This window comes from Mucilaginibacter angelicae (genome assembly GCF_042434235.1).
In the GTDB taxonomy this organism is placed as follows: domain Bacteria; phylum Bacteroidota; class Bacteroidia; order Sphingobacteriales; family Sphingobacteriaceae; genus Mucilaginibacter; species Mucilaginibacter angelicae.
This window is the reverse complement of the sequence record NZ_JBHLTS010000018.1, coordinates 230,582-250,551: the sequence shown is the minus strand read 5'-3', so window position 1 is coordinate 250,551 and position 19,970 is coordinate 230,582. Positions and strand designations below refer to the sequence as shown.

The 19,970-nt window shown below is 43.2% G+C and carries 15 protein-coding genes and 3 tRNA genes; 6 read left to right on the top strand and 12 right to left on the bottom strand.

What is annotated here, in order from left to right:
• Nucleotides 1–9: 9 nt before the first annotated feature.
• A complete protein-coding gene (locus tag ACFFGT_RS07250; protein ID WP_377021845.1) occupies nt 10–1,227 on the top strand; it encodes a multiheme c-type cytochrome in 1,218 nt (405 codons plus the stop codon).
• A 42-nt stretch (nt 1,228–1,269) separates the two neighbouring features.
• Nucleotides 1,270–1,500 (top strand): DUF4287 domain-containing protein, encoded by a 231-nt coding sequence (locus ACFFGT_RS07245; RefSeq protein ID WP_377021844.1) that lies wholly within the window; start codon nt 1,270–1,272, stop codon nt 1,498–1,500.
• Here the strand turns inward: ACFFGT_RS07245 and ACFFGT_RS07240 are convergent.
• The 5 genes from ACFFGT_RS07240 to ACFFGT_RS07220 all read right to left on the bottom strand — a co-directional run bounded on the left by ACFFGT_RS07240 (nt 1,478) and on the right by ACFFGT_RS07220 (nt 2,802).
• Entirely contained in the window at nt 1,478–1,846 is a 369-nt protein-coding gene (locus tag ACFFGT_RS07240; protein ID WP_377021843.1) for a hypothetical protein, read from the bottom strand. The genes ACFFGT_RS07245 and ACFFGT_RS07240 overlap by 23 nt on opposite strands.
• Nucleotides 1,847–1,897: 51 nt before the next feature.
• Entirely contained in the window at nt 1,898–2,143 is a 246-nt protein-coding gene (locus ACFFGT_RS07235) for a hypothetical protein (RefSeq protein WP_377021842.1), read from the bottom strand.
• Between the two features lie 419 nt (nt 2,144–2,562).
• A tRNA-Cys gene (locus ACFFGT_RS07230) sits at nt 2,563–2,636 on the bottom strand.
• A 6-nt stretch (nt 2,637–2,642) separates the two neighbouring features.
• Nucleotides 2,643–2,715, bottom strand: a tRNA-Ile gene (locus ACFFGT_RS07225).
• 13 nt (nt 2,716–2,728) lie between these two features.
• A tRNA-Pro gene (locus ACFFGT_RS07220) sits at nt 2,729–2,802 on the bottom strand.
• Between the two features lie 646 nt (nt 2,803–3,448).
• Here ACFFGT_RS07220 and ACFFGT_RS07215 point away from each other — a divergent pair.
• Entirely contained in the window at nt 3,449–5,020 is a 1,572-nt protein-coding gene (locus ACFFGT_RS07215; protein WP_377021841.1) for a TROVE domain-containing protein, read from the top strand.
• 940 nt (nt 5,021–5,960) lie between these two features.
• On the top strand, nt 5,961–6,644 hold the full coding sequence (locus tag ACFFGT_RS07210; protein WP_377021840.1) for a TIGR02117 family protein: 684 nt from the start codon (nt 5,961–5,963) through the stop codon (nt 6,642–6,644).
• A gap of 78 nt (nt 6,645–6,722) precedes the next feature.
• Here ACFFGT_RS07210 and ACFFGT_RS07205 read toward each other — a convergent pair whose 3' ends face one another.
• The 3 genes from ACFFGT_RS07205 to ACFFGT_RS07195 form a co-directional block, all read right to left on the bottom strand.
• Nucleotides 6,723–9,011, bottom strand: coding sequence for a GH92 family glycosyl hydrolase (locus tag ACFFGT_RS07205; RefSeq protein WP_377021839.1), 2,289 nt, complete (start codon nt 9,009–9,011; stop codon nt 6,723–6,725).
• Nucleotides 9,012–9,193: 182 nt separating this feature from the next.
• Nucleotides 9,194–9,865 (bottom strand): basic secretory protein-like protein, encoded by a 672-nt coding sequence (locus ACFFGT_RS07200; RefSeq protein ID WP_377021838.1) that lies wholly within the window; start codon nt 9,863–9,865, stop codon nt 9,194–9,196.
• A 917-nt stretch (nt 9,866–10,782) separates the two neighbouring features.
• On the bottom strand, nt 10,783–11,814 hold the full coding sequence (locus tag ACFFGT_RS07195) for a LacI family DNA-binding transcriptional regulator (RefSeq protein ID WP_377021837.1): 1,032 nt from the start codon (nt 11,812–11,814) through the stop codon (nt 10,783–10,785).
• Between the two features lie 415 nt (nt 11,815–12,229).
• Here ACFFGT_RS07195 and ACFFGT_RS07190 point away from each other — a divergent pair, with 415 nt between their 5' ends.
• Together ACFFGT_RS07190 and ACFFGT_RS07185 are read left to right on the top strand one after the other, a co-directional pair.
• Entirely contained in the window at nt 12,230–13,558 is a 1,329-nt protein-coding gene (locus tag ACFFGT_RS07190; protein WP_377021836.1) for an APC family permease, read from the top strand.
• 2 nt (nt 13,559–13,560) lie between these two features.
• Nucleotides 13,561–14,718, top strand: coding sequence for a trans-sulfuration enzyme family protein (locus ACFFGT_RS07185; RefSeq protein WP_377021835.1), 1,158 nt, complete (start codon nt 13,561–13,563; stop codon nt 14,716–14,718).
• 57 nt (nt 14,719–14,775) lie between these two features.
• On the opposite strand, the gene ACFFGT_RS07180 is transcribed toward ACFFGT_RS07185, so the two are convergent.
• The 4 genes from ACFFGT_RS07180 to ACFFGT_RS07165 all read right to left on the bottom strand — a co-directional run bounded on the left by ACFFGT_RS07180 (nt 14,776) and on the right by ACFFGT_RS07165 (nt 19,968).
• Complete coding sequence (locus ACFFGT_RS07180) at nt 14,776–15,378, bottom strand: hypothetical protein (protein WP_377021834.1); 603 nt, start codon at nt 15,376–15,378, stop codon at nt 14,776–14,778.
• 151 nt (nt 15,379–15,529) lie between these two features.
• Nucleotides 15,530–16,921, bottom strand: a complete 1,392-nt coding sequence (locus ACFFGT_RS07175; RefSeq protein WP_377021833.1) for an outer membrane beta-barrel protein — start codon at nt 16,919–16,921, stop codon at nt 15,530–15,532.
• A 559-nt stretch (nt 16,922–17,480) separates the two neighbouring features.
• Entirely contained in the window at nt 17,481–18,821 is a 1,341-nt protein-coding gene (locus tag ACFFGT_RS07170) for a sigma-54-dependent transcriptional regulator (protein WP_377021832.1), read from the bottom strand.
• Nucleotides 18,796–19,968, bottom strand: a complete 1,173-nt coding sequence (locus tag ACFFGT_RS07165; RefSeq protein WP_377021831.1) for a M20/M25/M40 family metallo-hydrolase — start codon at nt 19,966–19,968, stop codon at nt 18,796–18,798. The genes ACFFGT_RS07170 and ACFFGT_RS07165 overlap by 26 nt, the downstream gene beginning before the upstream one ends.
• Nucleotides 19,969–19,970 lie beyond the last annotated feature (2 nt).

Genomic DNA, 19,970 nt, shown 5'->3' with positions numbered 1-19,970 from the left:
CCGTAAACAATGCTCAAAAAAAGATACCTTTTTTTAGTTCTTATTGCTCTTGTACCTTTAAGTTTCATTTTAACCCAGTGTTATACTTCAAATCCTGCCGATCCGCGGGGCGAAATCTATGCCGGATCTGAAAGCTGTAAAAAATGCCATAGCGATGTTTATACTTCATTTCTGCATACTGCACATTTTCAAACATCGCAATTAGCCAATATCCATAACATCAGGGGGAGTTTTGCCAAAGATTCAAACACTTTTGAGTTTGGCATGGGCCAAAAGATAGTGATGAAAAAACGGAACGACAGCCTTTACCAGGTTGGCTATATTAACGGAAAGGAAACTGAAGCCGAACCATTTGATATTTCCATCGGTAACGGCAAAGCACAGACATACATGTATTGGAAGGGTAAAATGTTGTACGAACTGCCTGTGTCTTACTTTGCAGCCATCCATAATTGGGCCAACAGCCCTGGTTATCTGCCCGATCATATGAATTTTGGTCGCCCGATTTTGCGCAGGTGCCTGGAATGCCATAGTTCGTACGTAAAGGAAATCCCTCCCCAGGCCGGAGATTTTGGGTTTGAAAAAGCTTCGCTTGTTTATGGTATCGACTGCGAACGCTGCCACGGCCCGGCTGCCAATCACGTTAATTACCATACCGATAATCCTGATGATAAAAAGGCGAAATACATTGCTACTTACGCATCCTTATCGCGCACGCAAAAAATGGATGCCTGTGCGGTTTGTCATTCCGGGAATAAGAATATCCCCCAACGATCGTCGTTTGAGTTTGAGATGGGCGATACCCTGCTAAAAGACCGTACCCAGCCACGTGTGATGCCCGGCAACAATATGCCCGATGTTCATGGTAATCAGTACGACCTGCTAATAGCCAGCAAATGCTACACCATGAGCAAAATGGATTGTGGCAACTGCCATAACCCGCATGTGAGTCTGCCACAGAGCATGGCCGTGTACACTCAAAAGTGCTTAAGCTGCCACAGTGAAGCCAATCATAACTTTTGCAAACTGGCCCCGCAAATGGGTAATGCTATCAAAACATATTGCATCAATTGCCATATGCCCGATAAGGCATCAAACGTGATCAGGCTTGAATCGGCACAGAGCAAGATGAAAGTACCTTACATGGTCAGAAGTCACTACATTGGCATTTATCCCGAAGAAACCAAAAAGATTCTTGATTTTGTAAAGGGCAAAAAAGGGGCGTAATTTCTGTTGAGGTCTTGTACCTTTACTTAAAACATATGCAACATGTCATTCCAGGGATATTTAAAAACAATAAAGGAAAAAACAGGTAAAGGTCCTGCCGATTTTAGGCAATTAGCCGAAGATAAAGGTTTTACAAAAGACGGTGAACTCAAGACTGAAACCAAGGCCGGCGATATAACCAAATGGCTTAAGGACGATTTTGAACTTGGACACGGCCATGCTATGGCCATTTACGCACTGTTGAAAGGGATCAAAAACGAGGACAGCGAATAGTCTTAAGCCAGTCATGCCCGCAAAACCGGCATTGTTTAGCACGAGGTGTGCGGGCAAGTTTACCACATATTTTACAGCAATTAAAAAACACCTTGCCAGGATGATTTTTCAATACATTTTCGGCAGCAGATAACCTTAATTGCTCATACCCCGCATCAAGCAACTTCAATATTTCCGGGTCATCCGTCATCTTTTCTTTTTTGATCAACCAGTCTCTTTTTGAACTATTATCCGGCGCACTTTTAACTTCAGCCGAATAGAAATGGTGGCTCAGAGCGATGGCCTCCCGGCGATCAATTAAGTTACTGAAATACGAAATAATATAATTTACTTCTTCGGCGGTCATTGGTATAAAAGTACTAATCAGCACTCAATTGTGGATCACATAATACAATTCTTAGCCCTTTGATGTAATATATTGGTACAGGGCTTTCCTGTTTGCTTTTGGTACCTTAACGATGATACCTGCGCTTTCCATCTGTTTTAAATGGCCATAAATAGAACCAATACTGAAAGGTGCCCCATTAGCCTTTGCATCCAGCCATATGGTTTCAGCGTCTACCGGTTCCTGATGGTCCATCAGGTATCTTAAAATAACCTGTGATATGGGGCGTAATTTTATTTCGTTGATAAGATCATGCATAGCAGGTGCAATCAAATAATGGTATATAGTTAGTTATATCGGTAAAAATGACGGCAAAAGCTTCCCCCCTGACCGGCATGTAAAGTATTTGGGCATTACCCACATCGGAATAGACACAAAAAAATAGCTTACTTAGAATAAATCCAAATAAAAATAACAAATCACTGATGCATAACCATTTAATTAAACAACTAAATCAACATGCGAATAGTCAAAGTTTTAAGCTATACAGGAAATCACATCTGCAGCGGATGGGTTTATTTATCACCAAAAAGAGAAAATAAAACACAATAAATATCAATAAGATACAATTTATACTTATTAATAAATAAAAAAAAATATCTTTCAATCCCGGATCTGATCCGGAAATTCACGAAAACCAAGCCGGAACATAATAATATTATGTTCCGAAAAAAGAGAGGCCGGTACAAGATTCGAACTTGCGAGCATTCCTTTTGCAGAGGACTCCCTTGAACCACTCGGGCAACCGGCCATGTTGTGGAAATAAAAGGACTTGAACCTTTAACCGGCACCGTATAAGGGTGCTGCTCTAACCATTGAGCTACATTTCCAGCTATAAATCAGTAGGGTAACCCGGACTCGAACCAGGAGCCTCCACATTCCAAATGTGGTAATCTGACCAATTGATATACTACCCTGTAAAGCAAAAAATCCCCTTAGCTTTTATCTAAGAGGATTTTTCACACGTTATATGTTTTACTATATATACATAGCTATCTCCTCTGATAAATCAGTATGGGTGATGGACACTGTATACATATTGTTGCTTTCATACTGCAATGATACAAACAATATTTTAATTAAAAAATAATTATTAAAAATATTTTTTTTATCTCAAACGGTGAATCATATTCTTCACCCAATTTGCGTTAGCGATAGTAGCGGATACCGGCCCGTGGCTAAGGACTTGTGCAGTATGAGCGGATAGCGCGGGCCGCAGGTAACGCCGTAGTAGAGATTAAGGTTAGAGGTTCGTTTTTTGACGTTGCCTGCGGCCCGGGCTGTACGTTCCAAGTCCTCGCCTTACCATCCGCGCAGGCTCCTGCACGCTGTGGGCTTTCCACTGCCATCCCTAACGCTGGCCCTCGCACCATAAAAACAAAACCTCAAAATATTTTTATACCTCATCAAGATTTCCTCCACGGTATCCCCGATGGCTGCTTGCAATGATGGGATACGATAACGGCTTATTTAAAAAAAATAAAAATAATTTCCACTGCGCAAATACACTGCGCAGTTGCCTTCAACCTTTGTATCAACAAAACAAAATAAAGGAGGTTCAAAATGAAATTCAACCTGTTAAGCAAAGTAAAAACCCAAAAAGTGAATCATGAAGGTGCAAAAGCCTTTACCATGAGCGCCGAAATGGAATTATACACCACGGTAGTTACCTGGAGCTTAAACGACACCTTTTATGAAAAAGACCAGGCACGGATGGAGCGCCTGCGCAACCTGATAGCTAAATGCAACCCGGTATTTGTGGGTAAACTGGCAGTTTATGCACGTACCAAAATGTACCTGCGTTCGGTACCGCTGGTACTGGTTACCGAATTGGCCAAGCTGCACTCGGGCAACGATCTGGTTGCCCGGGTTACCGACGGAGTTATCGGTCGTGCCGATGAGATCACCGAGTTGCTGGCCTGCTACGAAACACTGAACCAGCGCAAGGGCACTAAAAAGCTCAACCGCTTGTCAAAGCAAATGCAAAAAGGTTTATCACTGGCGTTTAACCGCTTTGACGAATACCAGTTTGCCAAATACAACCGCGATGGTGCCATTAAAATGCGCGACGCCTTGTTCCTGGTGCACCCAAGGGCTAAGGATGATTTGCAGCAGCTGATCTTTAACAAGATAGCAGCAAACAACCTGCAAACGCCTTACACCTGGGAAACCGAACTATCGGCTCTTGGTCAGCTGAATTTTGACAGCGTCGAAGCTAAAGCCATTGCGTTCCGTGCCAAATGGGAAGAACTGATTGACAGCGGTAAAATAGGTTACATGGCCTTGCTGCGTAACCTGCGCAACATACAGGATGCAGGCGTAAGCTATGTTCACTTTAAAAAAGTATGCTCAACTCTTGCCGATGGCGAACAGGTGGCGAAAGCCAAGCAGTTCCCGTTCCGCTACCTGGCTGCATACCGTGAGCTGGTAACACCGGCCTCTGCAGTGCAAAACATTGCGAGGGCGGCTAAAGCAGCCATAACCGGCAACAAAGGTTACACCGGCGAGCTGCTGGATGCTTTGGAAAAAGCTGTGCAGGCGAGCGCGGCCAATATCAGGGGCTTTGATGAAAACACCCGTGTATTGCTGGCCTGCGACGTATCCGGCTCAATGCAGAAACCGATATCGGCAAAATCGAAAGTATTGCTGTACGATATTGGCTTGATGCTGGCAATGCTGCTGCAATCGCGCTGTAATAATGTGCAGGTGGGTATGTTTGGTGATTATTGGAAAACCATTGTGGTGCCTCGTGGTAACATTTTAGGCAACGTGCAGGAGTTTTACCGCCGCGAAGGCGAAGTGGGCTACTCCACCAATGGCTACCTGGTAATCAAAGACATGTTTAACCGCCGTGTAAAAATGGATAAAGTAATGTTGTTTACCGATTGCCAGTTATGGAACAGTAACAACGGTACCGAAAGTATTCAAGCCTTGTGGGTGCAATACAAAAAAAACATTGCGCCAACGGCAAAACTGTACCTGTTCGACTTGCAGGGTTATGGCCAGGCGCCATTGCAACTGTTGCAGCATGACGTTTATTTAATTGCAGGCTGGAGCGATAAAGTTTTTGATGTGTTAGCAGCTATCGAAAACGGCAATTCGGCTTTGAGCATTATTAACAATATAGATTTATAACCTATGCGGGGAGGCTAACATCCCCGCATTTAAAAAATAAAGATGCCGTTTGCCTGGCGTTACTTCGCTCAAAATGAAAATTCACGCAGGCAGCTTGTTGCTCTTTATAAAGAAGGTGTCGTTTATAAGTGTTACTTCGAAATCCCAACTGAAACGTCGGTTTGAGTCCGGCCCCGAAAGGGTAGTTTAGACGATTAGAACGCAGTGTAAGCACGCACTTATACTTATTACCCTTCTTTTTAAAATATTAAAACTAAATAAGGTGCCGTAAATGAGTACTACTTCGTTTAGGGACGTCAGGGTTGCAGGTTCGAGGCCGGCCTGTGGGTAACCGCAGTAGCTCAATTGGTTAGAGCATGATGCAGAATACTTATTGACCATTGCCCTTATTTTTAAATGAACAGCAGGTTAAAGTGCCGTAAGCAAGTATTACTTCGCACTTTTAACCCCAGGGTCGCCGGTAAAAGCCCGGCCTTTAGCCACAAGCTAAGGTAGCTCAGCAGATCAGAGCATGGGACCGAAACACTTGTTATCAATTGCCTTTAACCTGTTGTTCTTTAAGTTTTTGAAACCTAAACCTGTTGCAATCAGGAATAAAGATGCCGTTAGTAAGCGTTACTTCGCCAGTCCCGCAAAATCACAACGCTCGCTGTTTATTGCTCTTTATTTCCTGATTTTTTTAAAACCAAATTCTCTTTGAGAAAAACATAAAGATGCTGTAAACATGTCATACTTCGGTTAGAAAAATCTGGCCATAAACGGGGAAACGTTGGTTCAAATCCAACCGTAATTAGTTTTACAGGTAGTTTAGCAAATGGACTTACAGGCTGTTTTTAGCCTTTTTTATTTAATATAAACTTACAGTGTCAAATATACAATAGGGTCACCTTATTGCAATCCGGGTATTAATTAAGGTAACCAAACCTGACAAACCTTAATTATGATGACCGTTAAAAAAATTGCAAAAGTAATTTTAAGGCTCGTACTGGGCTTTGTGGCATTTATACTGCTCTACCTTCTTTCAGCTTTCCTTTTTTCCATATGGACTGTTAAAAGAGAGGCTGGAACTTCAAATGATATTGCCATCTACATACTAACCAATGGCGATCATACGGATATTGTTGTCCCGGCGAAAAACGCCATTACCGACTGGAGCAAGGAGATCAGCTATCAAAACACTGCCGGGCGGGACACTACCGGCCAATATTTAGCCATTGGCTGGGGCGATAAAGGGTTTTACCTTAATACACCTACCTGGGCCGATCTAAAATTTAGCACAGCTTTTAAAGCGGCATTTGCGCTAAGTACATCCGCTATCCATGCTACTTATTATCAAAGCATGCCCGAAAGCAGCGACTGCAAAAAAATAATGATCAGTAATGACCAGTATAAACGATTAGTTGCTTTTGTGGACAGCAGTTTTAAAAGGGATGCCGCAGGTAAAGTCATCAACATAAAAACAAATGCCAACTATGGTAAAACCGATGCCTTTTACGAAGCCAAACGCAAATACAATTTATTTTATACCTGCAACACATGGGCCAATAACGCCCTGAAGGCAAGCGGACAAACCGCCTGCGTATGGACACCTTTTGACAGGGGGATCTTTTATCATTACAGGTAGATAGTATAATTAAACAAAAGGGCCTTCCCAATGTGGAAAGGCCCTTATATCTAATCTCTAACCTCCAATCACTAATCACTACCTGTGCTTCGCGCTCATGTAAAAAGTGATCTCACCGCCGTTCATGATCTCATCATGGCTAATGAACAGCTTATCAAGCGGTTTGCCGTTCAATACCATTTTTTGTACATAAACATTTTTTGCGCTCTGATTTTTTACATTGATGGTAAATATTTTGCCATTATCCAGGTTGATCACTGCGTGGTCAACAGCCGGGCTTCCGGTTGAGTATTGATCCGAGCCGGGTGCTACCGGGTAAAAACCAAGCGATGTAAATATATACCAGGCGCTCATCTGGCCGGTATCGTCATTACCGCCTAAACCATCGGGGGTTGGCTTGTACATCATCGGTAAAATCATCCGTACGCGCTCCTGTGTTTTCCATGGCTTATCTGTCCAGTTGTACAAATAGGCTACATGGTGCGATGGCTCGTTGCCATGCACATAGTTACCAATGATCCCGTCGCGGGTAATATCCTCCGTTTCGGCAAAATATTTATCGGGCAGGTTCATGGTGAATAAGGAATCCAGGTAACGCACAAAACGTTTATCTCCACCCATCAGCTTGATCAGGCTTTCAGGATCCTGTGGGGCAAATAATGTATAGTTCCAGCTGTTGCCTTCAATAAAACCTTCGTTAATGGTACTCAGCGGATCAAACTTAGTCCTGAAGGTACCGTTAGCCAGTTTAGGGCGCATGAAACCAACTGCAGGATCATAAACGTTTTTGTAGTTTTCAGAACGTTTGATAAACTCTTCGTAAATATCGTTCCTGTTTAATTTTTTGGCAAGCTGCGCTATAGCCCAGTCGTCAAAAGCATATTCAAGGGTTGAGGATACCGATACACCGCTTTTTTCGTCAGGGATGAAACCTTTATCCATATACTCGCCAATACCTTCGTAATCGCGGTGACGGGCTGTGGCAACACAGGCATCAAGTGCTTTATTGGCATCAAAATTTACATTACCTTTTATTACAGCATCGGCAATTACGGCAACGCTGTGGTAACCGCTCATACACCAGTTTTCGTTACCCGAGTTTGACCATACCGGCAGCATATGTTCCGGGCTTTGATCAAAATGCGCCAGCATCGATTGGATCATATCTGCATTGCGTTTCGGTTCGATGATATTAAACAAAGGATGCAATGCCCGGTAAGTATCCCAAAGTGAGAATGTAGTGTAGTTGGTAAATCCATCCGCTTTGTGCACATTTTGGTCGATGCCTTTGTACTGACCATCGGCATCCATATACAGCGTAGGATTGATCATGGTATGGTACATGGAAGTGTAGAAATTCAGCTTGGTTTCCTTGCTTCCGGCAATTTCAATTTTATGTAATTCCTTTTCCCAAAGTTGCTGGCCATCGTTCTTTACTTTATCAAAATCCCAGCCCGGTGCTTCGGTACGCATATTGTTCAATGCGCCGTCCATGCTTACAGGAGATAAAGCAAACTTGATCTTGATCTTCTCCCCTTCTTCGGTTTTAAAGTCGAAGTAGCTGCGGATCTGTCTTCCTGCAATTTCAGGGAAATTTTTAGTTTGATTGAATTTACCCCAGAAACCACCATACACCTCACGTTTGTCATATTTTTTATACCCATGCTGATAGAATGGCTTTGAAAACGCCATAGCAAAGTATAAAGTACGTGTGCGTGCCCAGCCATTGGTTTGACGATAACCAACAACGGTTGAATCATTCACTACCTTAAGGTAAGTCCACACGTTTTTGTCGGGATAGTTGTAGATCCCTGCCATCAGGTCGAGTATAATGTGCGACTGATCCGACTTAGGGAAAGTATACTGGTGGAAACCAACCCTTGCGGTAGTGGTTAGCTCGGCAGTGATGTTATTGGCATCAAGCTTTACCTTGTAGTAGTTGGCACCGCTTACCTCGTTCTGGTGCGAAAATGCCGAACGATAGCCGCTGCCCGGTTTATCGGCCACGCCGGGATTAAGTTTCAGCTCTCCAACTGTTGGCATAATTAAAAAGTCGCCCAGGTCTGAGTGACCGGTACCGCTGAAGTGGGTATGGCTAAAGCCTACTATCGTTTTATCATCGTACTGATATCCTGCACAGTATTTATATACATCGGGATTGTATTTGCCGTCTTTTTCGTAACTGGCTGTATCTGTTTCCGGGCTTAACTGCACCATGCCAAACGGCACCGTTGCGCCCGGATAGGTGTGCCCCATGCGTTGGGTACCTATAATAGGGTTAACATAGTCAACCAGCTTTTCTGTTTTGGTTTGAGCCTGGCTAAAAACGGCCGTACCTATTAATAATGCTGTAAATAATCTTTTCATTTGTACTTTTAAGTATATCATTGGCTCCTCATGTTTGAGGAAATTCTCTATTGCCGCAGCGGGCCCTTTTGCTTATTTACATTACAGCCTTTGATTTTGTGATAAGGCAACTAATTTATGTAAAACACACCGCCAAATACCTGTGTAGCTATATTTATTACACAACTACTGATGAATCAGTTTTAGATAGCAGGATTTGCTGCGTAAGCAGCCCATAGTTCGTCAATGGTTTTACCGGTAAGGTTTTTCCAGCTGTCGTTGGTGAAAGTATGCTCGCGCAGTTGCTTGTCCAATATTTTTACCAAATCAGGTTTTACATTTTTTTCTGCCCATACCAAAAAGCGGGCAGTTACGCGGTAAGCGTTATCATAGTTTTGAGTAGATTTAAAAGCAGGTAAGGCCCATTTAGCGCCGGCGTTATCAACACCGAATTTAAAGCGGGCATAATCGGCAATCCCTTCGGTTAACCAACCGGGACCATCGCTGTTACCGTAGGCTTGTACAATGTGCATTACTTCGTGTGTAACTACATCAATATCGCCAGGGTGTTTGGTCATGTATTTAGCGCTGAACACTACGGTATCATTCCCGGTAGCAGCCACACCATCATAAGCTGTGTCGATAACAAACGTTACTTTTTTTGATGTTTTTTTGTTGTACTCTTTTGCCAGTTTAGGGTACACTTCAAAAAAGGTTCTGATGAGCCTGTCTTTCAAGTCGGTGCTGAAGGCAGCATCCTTACTGATAAAAGTTACCTCGTAGCCTTTTTGCTTAAAAACTTCCTGGGCATGGGACTTAAAGCTGATGAGTGAGCCCCCAATTAAGAGTAGTGAGAAAATAGATATTTTTTTCATGAATAGTTCTGGTTTTTTGCGATGATAGTAGTTAAAACCGCTCAAATATAGATAAAACGTTTTATCATTAAAAACACAATCCTTTGTAATATTATTAATAGTTAGCCTTTAACCTGTTCAAAAACAAACGCCTGCTGCTCTTCAAACACCAGGCGCTATTATTAATTAAACAATATTATTATAAAAGAACTATGAAGCATTTGAACTACCAGGGCTACCCTCCCCACTATACTACCAGATACTGATAGCATATTAATTCAAAACTAATTAAATAAAACGTTTTACCAAATACTTTTAAAGAAATTTGTTTACCAATACTAAACTTCTTGTCAGGCTGAGTTTGAAAATCCGGCGGACCCTGAAGGTGAAATAAAATTTGGTATAGAGAGCCTGTCATCCTGAGCAATATCATTATTTAAGGGAAATCCCCCAGAGGGGGAACAGGTTTGTAGTAACATAGATACCGAAAATAACCGTGCCAGAGGTACGGAACACCGGAGTTGTGTACCTCTGGCACACTAAAAACTCAACCACCTTGTTTCTACAAACCTTTTGCACCTCTGGTGCAACCTGTCAATTTCTTAAATAATGACATTACATTCTGAGCCTGTAGAAGGACGCGCGCAGAGGCCCGCCCACTATGCTTCAACTGGCTTCAGCATGACCCGTTTTTAAACTTGTCATGGGAGCGATCTTCTTCTATAGGCAAAGCCGCTGTACAGAGCGAAGAAGATGTTTCGTTACTCAGCATGACAAAGTTTTTAAACATGTCAAGGCCAAGTGATAAAATCCGCGGGCTCTTAAGGTGAAATGAAATTAGTGTAGAGGGCCTGTCATCCTGAGCCTGCCGAAGGACGCGCGCAGAGGCCCGCCCACCATGCTTCGACGGGCTCAGCATGACACCCATTTTAATTATATTAAGCTGAGACTTTTGATAAGGTTGATCCCCGTTCAATCAGTTTCGAAGGGATCTGGAGATCAATTTTTGAAGCATCAAGCTTGTGGGTATTGATCTGTGCCATTAAAATATCAATTGCCGATTTTGCAATATCGTAAGTAGGCTGCTGTATAGTAGTAATACCCGGCGGATACAGGTTAAACACTTCATTATCATCAAAACTGATCACGGCAATATCTTCAGGAATGCGGAGCTTCAGATCTTTAATGGCCTGTAAACCCATGGTACCCAGATAGTTGGTAGTAAAGAAAACCGCATCCATCTGTTTTTGCTTTTCAATAAATGATTTAACTGCTTCAACCCCTTCATTTTTATCCATATCGAAAGGTACCTTTAAAATCATTTTACTGCTTTCCTTCAGCTTATTATCCTTTAAAGCCGCCTTATAGCCCAGGCTTCGGTCATTAAGCTGGATCAGCCCCAAATCAGCGGTTACCATCCCAATATTCTTATACCCTGATCTTACAAAGCAATCCACCGCGTTATAGGCGCTTGCATAATTGTCAACCAGTACGTGCGGGATGTTTGTTCCAGGAAAATATCCGTCAATCAGCACAACCGGCTTTTCATTATCAACCAGGCTCTGGATATCCTTTTCCAAACCTTTCATTGGCGTAATAATATAACCATCAACCAGTTGCTGACTTAACATTCTGATCATATCCTTGCCCTTCTGCAGGTTATTGTTGGTGCTGCAATATATAATACGGTAACCGCCTTTTTCGGCTTCCTCTTCTATCACCTTAGCCATCTCACCAAAAAATGGCCCGCCAATGCTCTCCACTATCAGCCCGATAACTTTTGAAACACCGGTACGCAAACCAACCGCCATGCGGTTAGGCTCATAACCATTTTTCTGGGCTACATCCAATATTTTTTTGCTAATCTCTTTACTAATACGGCCCTTCCCATTTAAAACAAATGAAACAGTGGTTATTGACGTATCGGTAAGTTTGGCTATATCCTTAATGGATATCTTTTTTTTCATCATCGTTTCTCAAATTCAGGTTTAAGGTTTAGTACGTACACTGTTTTAAATATTTTGTCAGTTTTATTGCCGATCCGGGATTCGTTAAAAAGCAGGTATAGCTGTTAAAAATTTCATTTCTTATCCATTTTCAATCAAAACCGGCAAGTTTTATTCACCTAACTGCCAATATTTTAACTTTACAACATAAACATTTTAAACAGAACGGGTAAATATAGCTTATGACTTCCATTTATGACCTTTTTAATAACAATTTGTTACAAAACAATTAAAACAACCATTAATTTTTAGCAACACCATCAAAAAAATAAAAATTACAGACACATTCAATAAAAGCTTTTACCATATAAATTAATAACGAATTAATGCTAAATTTAAATTTTGTGTTCCCCCTGATTAATTGATATTTTAAAACTACATGAGCATAACGCCAAAACTTAACCGTTTTGATCTTTCAATGATTGTTGTGAGCCTTGTGATAGGTATGGGTATTTTCGCAGCACCGGCAGAAGTGGCAAAAAATTCAAGTACGCCTCTTTTATATTTCGGGGCCTGGCTGCTCGGGGGAGCTGTAAGCTTATGCGGGGCACTCACCTTTGCCGAAATTGGCGCCCGCTACCCCACCACCGGCGGGTTTTACAAGGTTTTTTCATATTGCTTTCACCCGGCTTTTGCTTTTATGATTAATTGGGTGCTGGTTATAAGCAACGCTGCTTCGGTTGCCGCCGTGGCACTCATTGGCGCAGAATATATTAATCCTGTTATTATGCCTCAAAGCCTGCAAAACGATACAGGTATCAAAATCATGACCATAACTTCTGTGCTCATTTTATATATTATCAATTACCTGGGCATTAAAATGAGCGCCCGTACCCAAAATGTGCTCACGCTTTTTAAAATAGGCATGATCCTGATTTTATGTGCCGCGGTATTCAAAGGTAGTATATCTACCACTAAAGAAGTTATCGCTTATCATACTAATAATAATATAAGCGCGTTCGGAATAAGCCTGGTAGCTGTATTTTTTACCTATGGCGGTTACCAGCAGACTATAAATTTTGGAGGAGATATCATAAACCCGAAAATCAATATCCCCAAAGCTATTTTTTTTGGGATAGCTACCGTGATATCATTATATATGCTTATCAACTTTGCTTATTATTCGGTTTTAGGTATCAGCGGGCTTCAGCATAAAACAACACTTGCGGCAACACTTGCAGGGGTTTTATTTGGGGCGGCAGGCTATAAAATAGTATCGCTACTGATGTTTGTATCGGTGCTGGCTTTTGTTAACGTAAATATCATGGCCAATCCCCGGGTTTACTATGCCATGGCCGAAGATGGTATTTTACCTGCCCGTTTTAAACGTGTTAACAGCCAAACCCAGGTGCAGGAGTTCGGGCTTAGCTTTTTTGTTGGCGCGGTACTGGTTATCTTGTTTGTTGCCAACTCGTTTCAAACCATATTAAGCTATGTGATGTTTTTTGATACTGTCGGGCTTTCAACTGCAGCTATTACAATCTTCATTTTACGGCGCAAAACCAAACAGCTTAACAATACCGGTATATACATTATGAAGTGGTACCCCCTTATCCCTGTCATATTTATTACCACCTACTGGTTTGTCACCATCAGCATTTTTATTGAAAATCCGCGGGCCGCTTTAATATGCATCTGTGCATTTATTGCAGGCCTTATTATTTATTATATCACAAAACGAAGCCAAAAACCTATTACGACACTTTAATTATGGATTTGTCATTTATTTTAAATGAACTTGGGGAGGAAAGAGAAAACTACTTTAATGCCGTTTCGCCGCCAATTATGCAATCAAGCAACTTCTGTTTTAAAGATGTTGCTGGGCTCAGGGAGGCCATGAATGATGAATTTGAAAGCAACCTATACTCAAGGGGGCAAAACCCCACACTCAATATACTCAGGAAAAAACTTGCCGCGCTCGACGGTGCCGAAGACGCCCTTTTGTTTAGCAGCGGCATCAGCGCTATAAGCGTACCCATTTTATCACTGCTAAAATCTGGCGATCATATTATAGCTGTAGATAACCTGTACAGCTGGACAATTAAACTGTTTAAAGATTTTTTGCCCAAATTTGGCATCACCACTACATTTATTGATGGAACCATTTTTGAAAATTTTGAAAAAGCAGCTACTCCGCAAACCCGCTTAATTTACCTTGAAAGCCCTAATACATTTTGCTACGAGCTGCAGGATATCAGAAGAGTGACCGGGTTTGCCAAATCAAGGGGTATTATTACCATGATTGATAACAGCTACTGCAGCCCCCTTTACCAGCAACCAATTGCTATGGGCGTTGACCTGGTGGCGCAATCAGCAACAAAATATATCGGCGGCCACTCGGATGTGGTAGCGGGTGTGCTTACAGGCAGCAAGGCGATGCTGAAAAAGCTTTTTGAACACGAATTCATGAACACAGGCCCGGCGCTGTCGCCTCACTCGGCATGGTTGCTTTTACGGGGATTAAGAACATTGCCGCTCCGCCTGCAGCGCAGTTTTGAAAGCACCAGGATCGTTACAGAATGGCTTGCAGCCCATCCGGCTGTGCAGGATGTGATCTGGCCTTTTAGTCCGCAGTTTAAACAGGCCGAATTAGTTAACCAGCAAATGCAGGGTTGCGGAGGCCTGTTTAGCCTTACGTTAAAAGACAGCACATTTGGTAAGATTGAAAAATTTTGCAACAGCCTGCAGCATATCCTGCTTGCTGTTTCATGGGGAGGGCATGAAAGCCTCGCTGTTCCGGCTATAGCTTCGTTTAGTGAGGCTGAATACTCAGCCGATAATAGCCATCACCAGCTGATCCGGATGTATGTTGGCCTGGAAGATCCCTATTATTTAATTGAAGATATTAAACAGGCTTTAGATAAATAAGCAATCCCGGCCTCGCGCCAGGACTGCTGTTTAGTTGGGGAATCAATAGTTAATTATTTATAAAGATGCGTGTTGAACAGCCCTTGCGTGCTGATGCTCAAAATACAGGTATTTGATCTGATATTCCCTGTTAATGCTATCATAAGCCATCAGGTCCGCATCGCTATGAAAATAACTGCGGATGCTGTACCTGAAATCATTTTGTTCAGGGAAGCTCCTGTACATATTTGCTATGGTTAAATTTAAAACAGGCATTGCAGTACCTGTGCTATAAAAGTAATTTTCAACCCGGACATAACCTTTGCCCTGTGGTATTAACTGTGCATGACTGTAAAGTACAAACCCGGCTGTATCAAGCACTTCATATGCCTCATTTTGATAAAGCCTGTAATCTTTGCCTCCATCGCGGTAACCAAAAATCTCACTTTTTGATAACCTGATCTTTTTCCCTCCGGCAATCAGGCTGATGTGGTTTCCTCCTAAAAAATTGTTAAGTTTTAGTTTTGTTCCGGCTTCAGGTACATAGCTCAGTTTACCTGCCTTGTAATCCCGGGCCGTTAAATAAATCCCTTCCTTAACATCTTCATTTTGTGCCATAAGGCGGTTTGCCTGTATACTTATCATCACCATGATGATGATCATTTTAATTGAATTTTTCATTTTGTTTACTATTTATTCTTGAAATTAAGGGCATAAAAAAGCCGGGCGGCAAAACCCGGCCTCCAACCTTTACTAAACCTATCCTCACAATGAAAAAGGAATAAGTTATCGCGGTTTTAAAGTACGTTTATATTATAAGTGCCCCCGGTGCTTAAAAGCGCACCAGCAGGGCAGCTATAAATCTTGTTTCGGAATTAACCAGGTCAGGTGTAAAATCGCCCACAGGTGTTGTATTATAGCCATCTGGTGAGGTAACGCCGCCATGACCGGCAAAATATGGCACGTTAGCATGACGGTGAACAACTTCCATCCTGAAAGTCAGGTAATCATTCGGCATCAGGTCGACAGTGGTTGAATAGTCATAAGCTTTAAATTTATCACCAGGATTTGCCGAGAACGGATGCGTACCAATAGCGCCTGTACCTACTGCAGGGATCGGGTTTGCATCGCCGGTTGGGTAAAGCACCAGGTAACGGCCGGGGTTATTCATTACACCACCGCCAAAAGTCCAGCCTAAATGACCTTTAGCCATTACCATACGGTGGTAAAACATGGCGCTGGCAAAGTATTGGGCAGGGCCTTTAACCGGATCGGATGTGAAGCCATTTACACCATCGCCTTTTTCATCGCCAAGGTCACCTGTTATAGAGAAGGCCGCGCTGTTTACAAAGCTGTTTTTATTTGTGTTTTTGTAATAACGTACTTCCACGCTGTTATCGGTATGGAAACGCTTACGGCCCGGTTTATCCTGGGTATCGGCACCATAATAGTTGTTGGTTAATACCTGCAGCCACTCTTTAGGACGCCAAAGGATCTGACCGCCAATACCCGGCCTGCTGTTAAACATGCCATATGATTGCCAGCCGTTGATGAGCCACGGCTCAATCTTCAGTTTATCTGACACAAAGATCTGTACACGTATACCGTTAAAAAACCATGGTGTATTATCGCTGGTGAACGATGGCTGGTAAGCCCAGTTCTCAGCATTGTAGTACGAGAACAAACCTACGTACGACATAAAGATACCTGCATCAACGTTAATACCATTCAGTACGTTGAAGTGATAACCGGCATTGGCCTCGCTCAGGTAGCGGTAAGCAGTTGAAAGATCAAACTGGCCGCGGGTTACGCTGAAGTCGTTACGGGGCACTACGGTTGAACGGGTACCAAACTGTGTAAGCAAGCTGGCACGCACATTATCATAATGAAAATCGCCGCCGAAAGCTACTGTAGAGATTTCAAACTCATGATCACGCGCCAGGGCGGTTGAACCAACTACGGTATGGTCTATCGGGTTATTGTTTGATGCAGTATAATTAAAATCAAGCAGGAAACGACCGGTGAAATATTTAGTATCAAGCAGGGCTTTATGACGGCGGTCGTTGCCGTTAAGCCAGGTAAAATCGCCAAAAGCAAATGGCTCGGGTTTGGTTTTTACGGTGTCTTTAACAATGGTACTGTCTTGTAAAGAAGCAGCGTTTGCCTGGGCATAGGCTAAAAGTAGTGTAAGACCTAAAGCAATAAATAAGAGAAGTTTTTTCATTTTGAATATGAGATTATTTGTTCGCGGCCGGGATGGTTTGCAGTGTTTAGTTTAATTGTCCCGGCCTGCGTTAATTATGGCACGCCTGCCAATTGCTATACCAAAGCGGCTGCAATATTTTTGGATGATTTGATTATCAGCAGTTTATTAGTTTTTACTTTGTTTTCCGATGACCTATTTCTGAATGATCCTTTTCATTTTGAGATGGTGGTTTTCTCATGCTGAGCAGATAAGAATTCATAGTCGCTGAATAGGAATGACTTAACCACATCGTCATGCTTAGTGTGTGTAAAATCCGAGGTCTTTGAAGAGAAAAATGACATTTACCCCTTTGTCATGCTGACGTACGAAGCATCTTCTTCGCTTTGTATAGCGGCCATGTTTGTTGAAGAAGATCCTTCGTGCCTCAGGGTGACAGTTTTTTTTTAATTATGTCATGGGTAGCAGATAAGATCTATGATCAAAGTGGTGGGGCTTGTCACCCTGAGCTTGTCGAAGGGTCGCGCGCAGGCCCAACCCACCATGCTTCGACAAGCTCAGCATGACACCCTCTTTTTAATCAGTTCATGATAATATGGTACTCTTCAATTTTGCGATACAGGGTGGCTAAACCAATTCCAAGCACCCGTGCAGCTTCAGATTTGTTACCCTTAACATACTTCAGGATCCTGCGGATATGGTGGCGCTCCACGCTGTCAAGGTCAAGCGCTACCAGGTCATAGTACCCGCCGTTATGAAATTCATTGGGTAGCAGCTTAGGGGTAAGCAGTGGTTCATCCATCAGGATAATAACCCGCTCAATCACATTTTTAAGTTCGCGGATATTCCCGTTCCATTTGTGCTGGTTAAGCAGCTTAAAGAAGTTCTCATCCACGTCAGGCTGCTTTTTCTTCACCTTGGCCGAGTACAGCTTAATAAAATGCTTAGCCAGCACCTCAATATCTCCTATCCTATCCCGCAGGGGCGGTAACACGATAGAAAACCCCGACAGCCTGTAAAACAGATCGAGCCTGAAATGCCCTTCTTCCGATTCTTTTTGCAGATCGCGGTTGGTAGCTGCAATGAGGCGCACGTTCACTTTGATGGTGCGTGTTTCACCTATTTTAATGAAAGTGCCGTTTTCAAGTACCCGCAACAGTTTGGCCTGCAGGTCATGGCTCATTTCGCCAAGCTCATCTAAAAAAATAGTGCCGCCATTGGCTTCTTCAAACAGTCCTTTCTTATCCTTAACAGCCCCGGTAAAAGCCCCTGCCTTATAACCAAACAATTCGCTCTCCAGCAGTTCCTTGCTAAAGGCGCTGCAGTTAACGGCAACAAAGGGCTTGTCTTTACGCAGGCTTTCGTAGTGAATGGCTTCGGCAAATACCTCCTTGCCTGTGCCTGTTTCACCCAAAAGCAAAACGGTGGCATCGGTGCGGGCTACTTTCTTGGCCAGCTCAACCGCTTCCAGTATGGCGGGAGATTGCCCGAGCACTATCGGGAAGCCGTGCTGGGTTTCAACCTGGTTTTGCAGTTCGTTGATGTGATATTGCAGATTGGCTTTATCAAGCGCTTTGCTCACAAGGGGAATAATTTTATCGTTATCATCGCCCTTGGTTAAATAATCGAAAGCGCCATTCTTGATGGCCAGCACCCCATCGCTGATGGTGCCGAAGGCCGTTAGGTTAATGATCTCGATATAAGGCTTTATTTGTTTGATGCGCTGCACCAGCTCAACCCCATTAGCATCGGGCAGCTTTACATCGCTTAACACTACCCTTACATCCTCGCGCTCAATAAGGCGTAAACCTGCTTTGGCATTCGGGGCCTGGATCACATGATAACCTTCCAAAACCAGGATCCGCGCCATCAGCTCGCTGAGCTTAACCTCGTCATCAATTATTAATATGCTTGATTTCATTTTTGTATTTGTTTGGATTATTGATGAGCATCAGCGGCAGCGTTTCCAGCAGCCTTACATATAAGCTGATCCCCTTCTTGATCTCTTCGAGGTAAATAAATTCATCAGCCGAATGTGAGCGGGCCGAATCGCCGGGGCCGATCTTCACCGAAGGGATGGATAACCAGGCCTGATCAGATGTGGTAGGTGAAACATAAGTTTTGCAGCCGACAGCTATCCCCGTTTTAACTATAGCATGCTCAGCCGATATAGACGATGCACCCAGTGAACCGGGGCGCGGGTTTACCTGGCATGATACATTCCGCCTGATGATATCAACTATCTCTTTTTGCGAAAAGGTATCGTCATGCCTGATATCAACCGTAAACTCACACCTGCCTGGTACAATATTGTGCTGTGAGCCCGCTTTGATGGTGGTAACCGTCATTTTAACCGGCGACAGGCCTTTCAATTGCTGCGGAAACTGGTAAAGACTAAACCATTCCAAATCCCTTAAACATTTGTGAATAGCATTATCGCCCTCTTCGCGTGCGGCATGACCGGGGCGCCCGTTACTTATGCAATCAATAACCAGGTTGCCTTTTTCGGCAATGGCCATTTGCAGCAAGGTGGGCTCGCCAACTATGGCCAGTTCACAATTGCCCAACAGCGGCAGAATTGATTTGATACCGTTTTCGCCCGAGTTTTCTTCTTCGGCCGTAATAGCGAGGCACAAATTAAAACCCAACCCCTGGTAGCTGTAAAAATGCAGGAAAGCAGCTATGAGCGATACTACGCAACCTCCAGCGTCATTGCTCCCCAAACCGTAAAGCTTCCCCTCGGTTATTTCCGGGCAAAACGGGTCTTTTGTATAGCCTTCGTTTGGCACAACCGTATCCATATGAGAGTTAAGCAGTATTGTCGGTTTAGTTTCATCGTAGTATTTATTATAGCACCAGATATTGTTCCCCATGCGTTTTACTTTTACCGAATAACCAAGCAAATGCTGATGTATGGTATCGGCAACCGCCCCTTCCTCGCCGCTAAACGACGACGTTTTGATCATATGCTGCAGCAGCACAACAGATTCGCTGAAGAAATGCGGGTTTAAAGGTAGCGTGTGCCCGATTGAGGAAACAACAGGCTGCTCGTTCAATGTTTTCATCATGA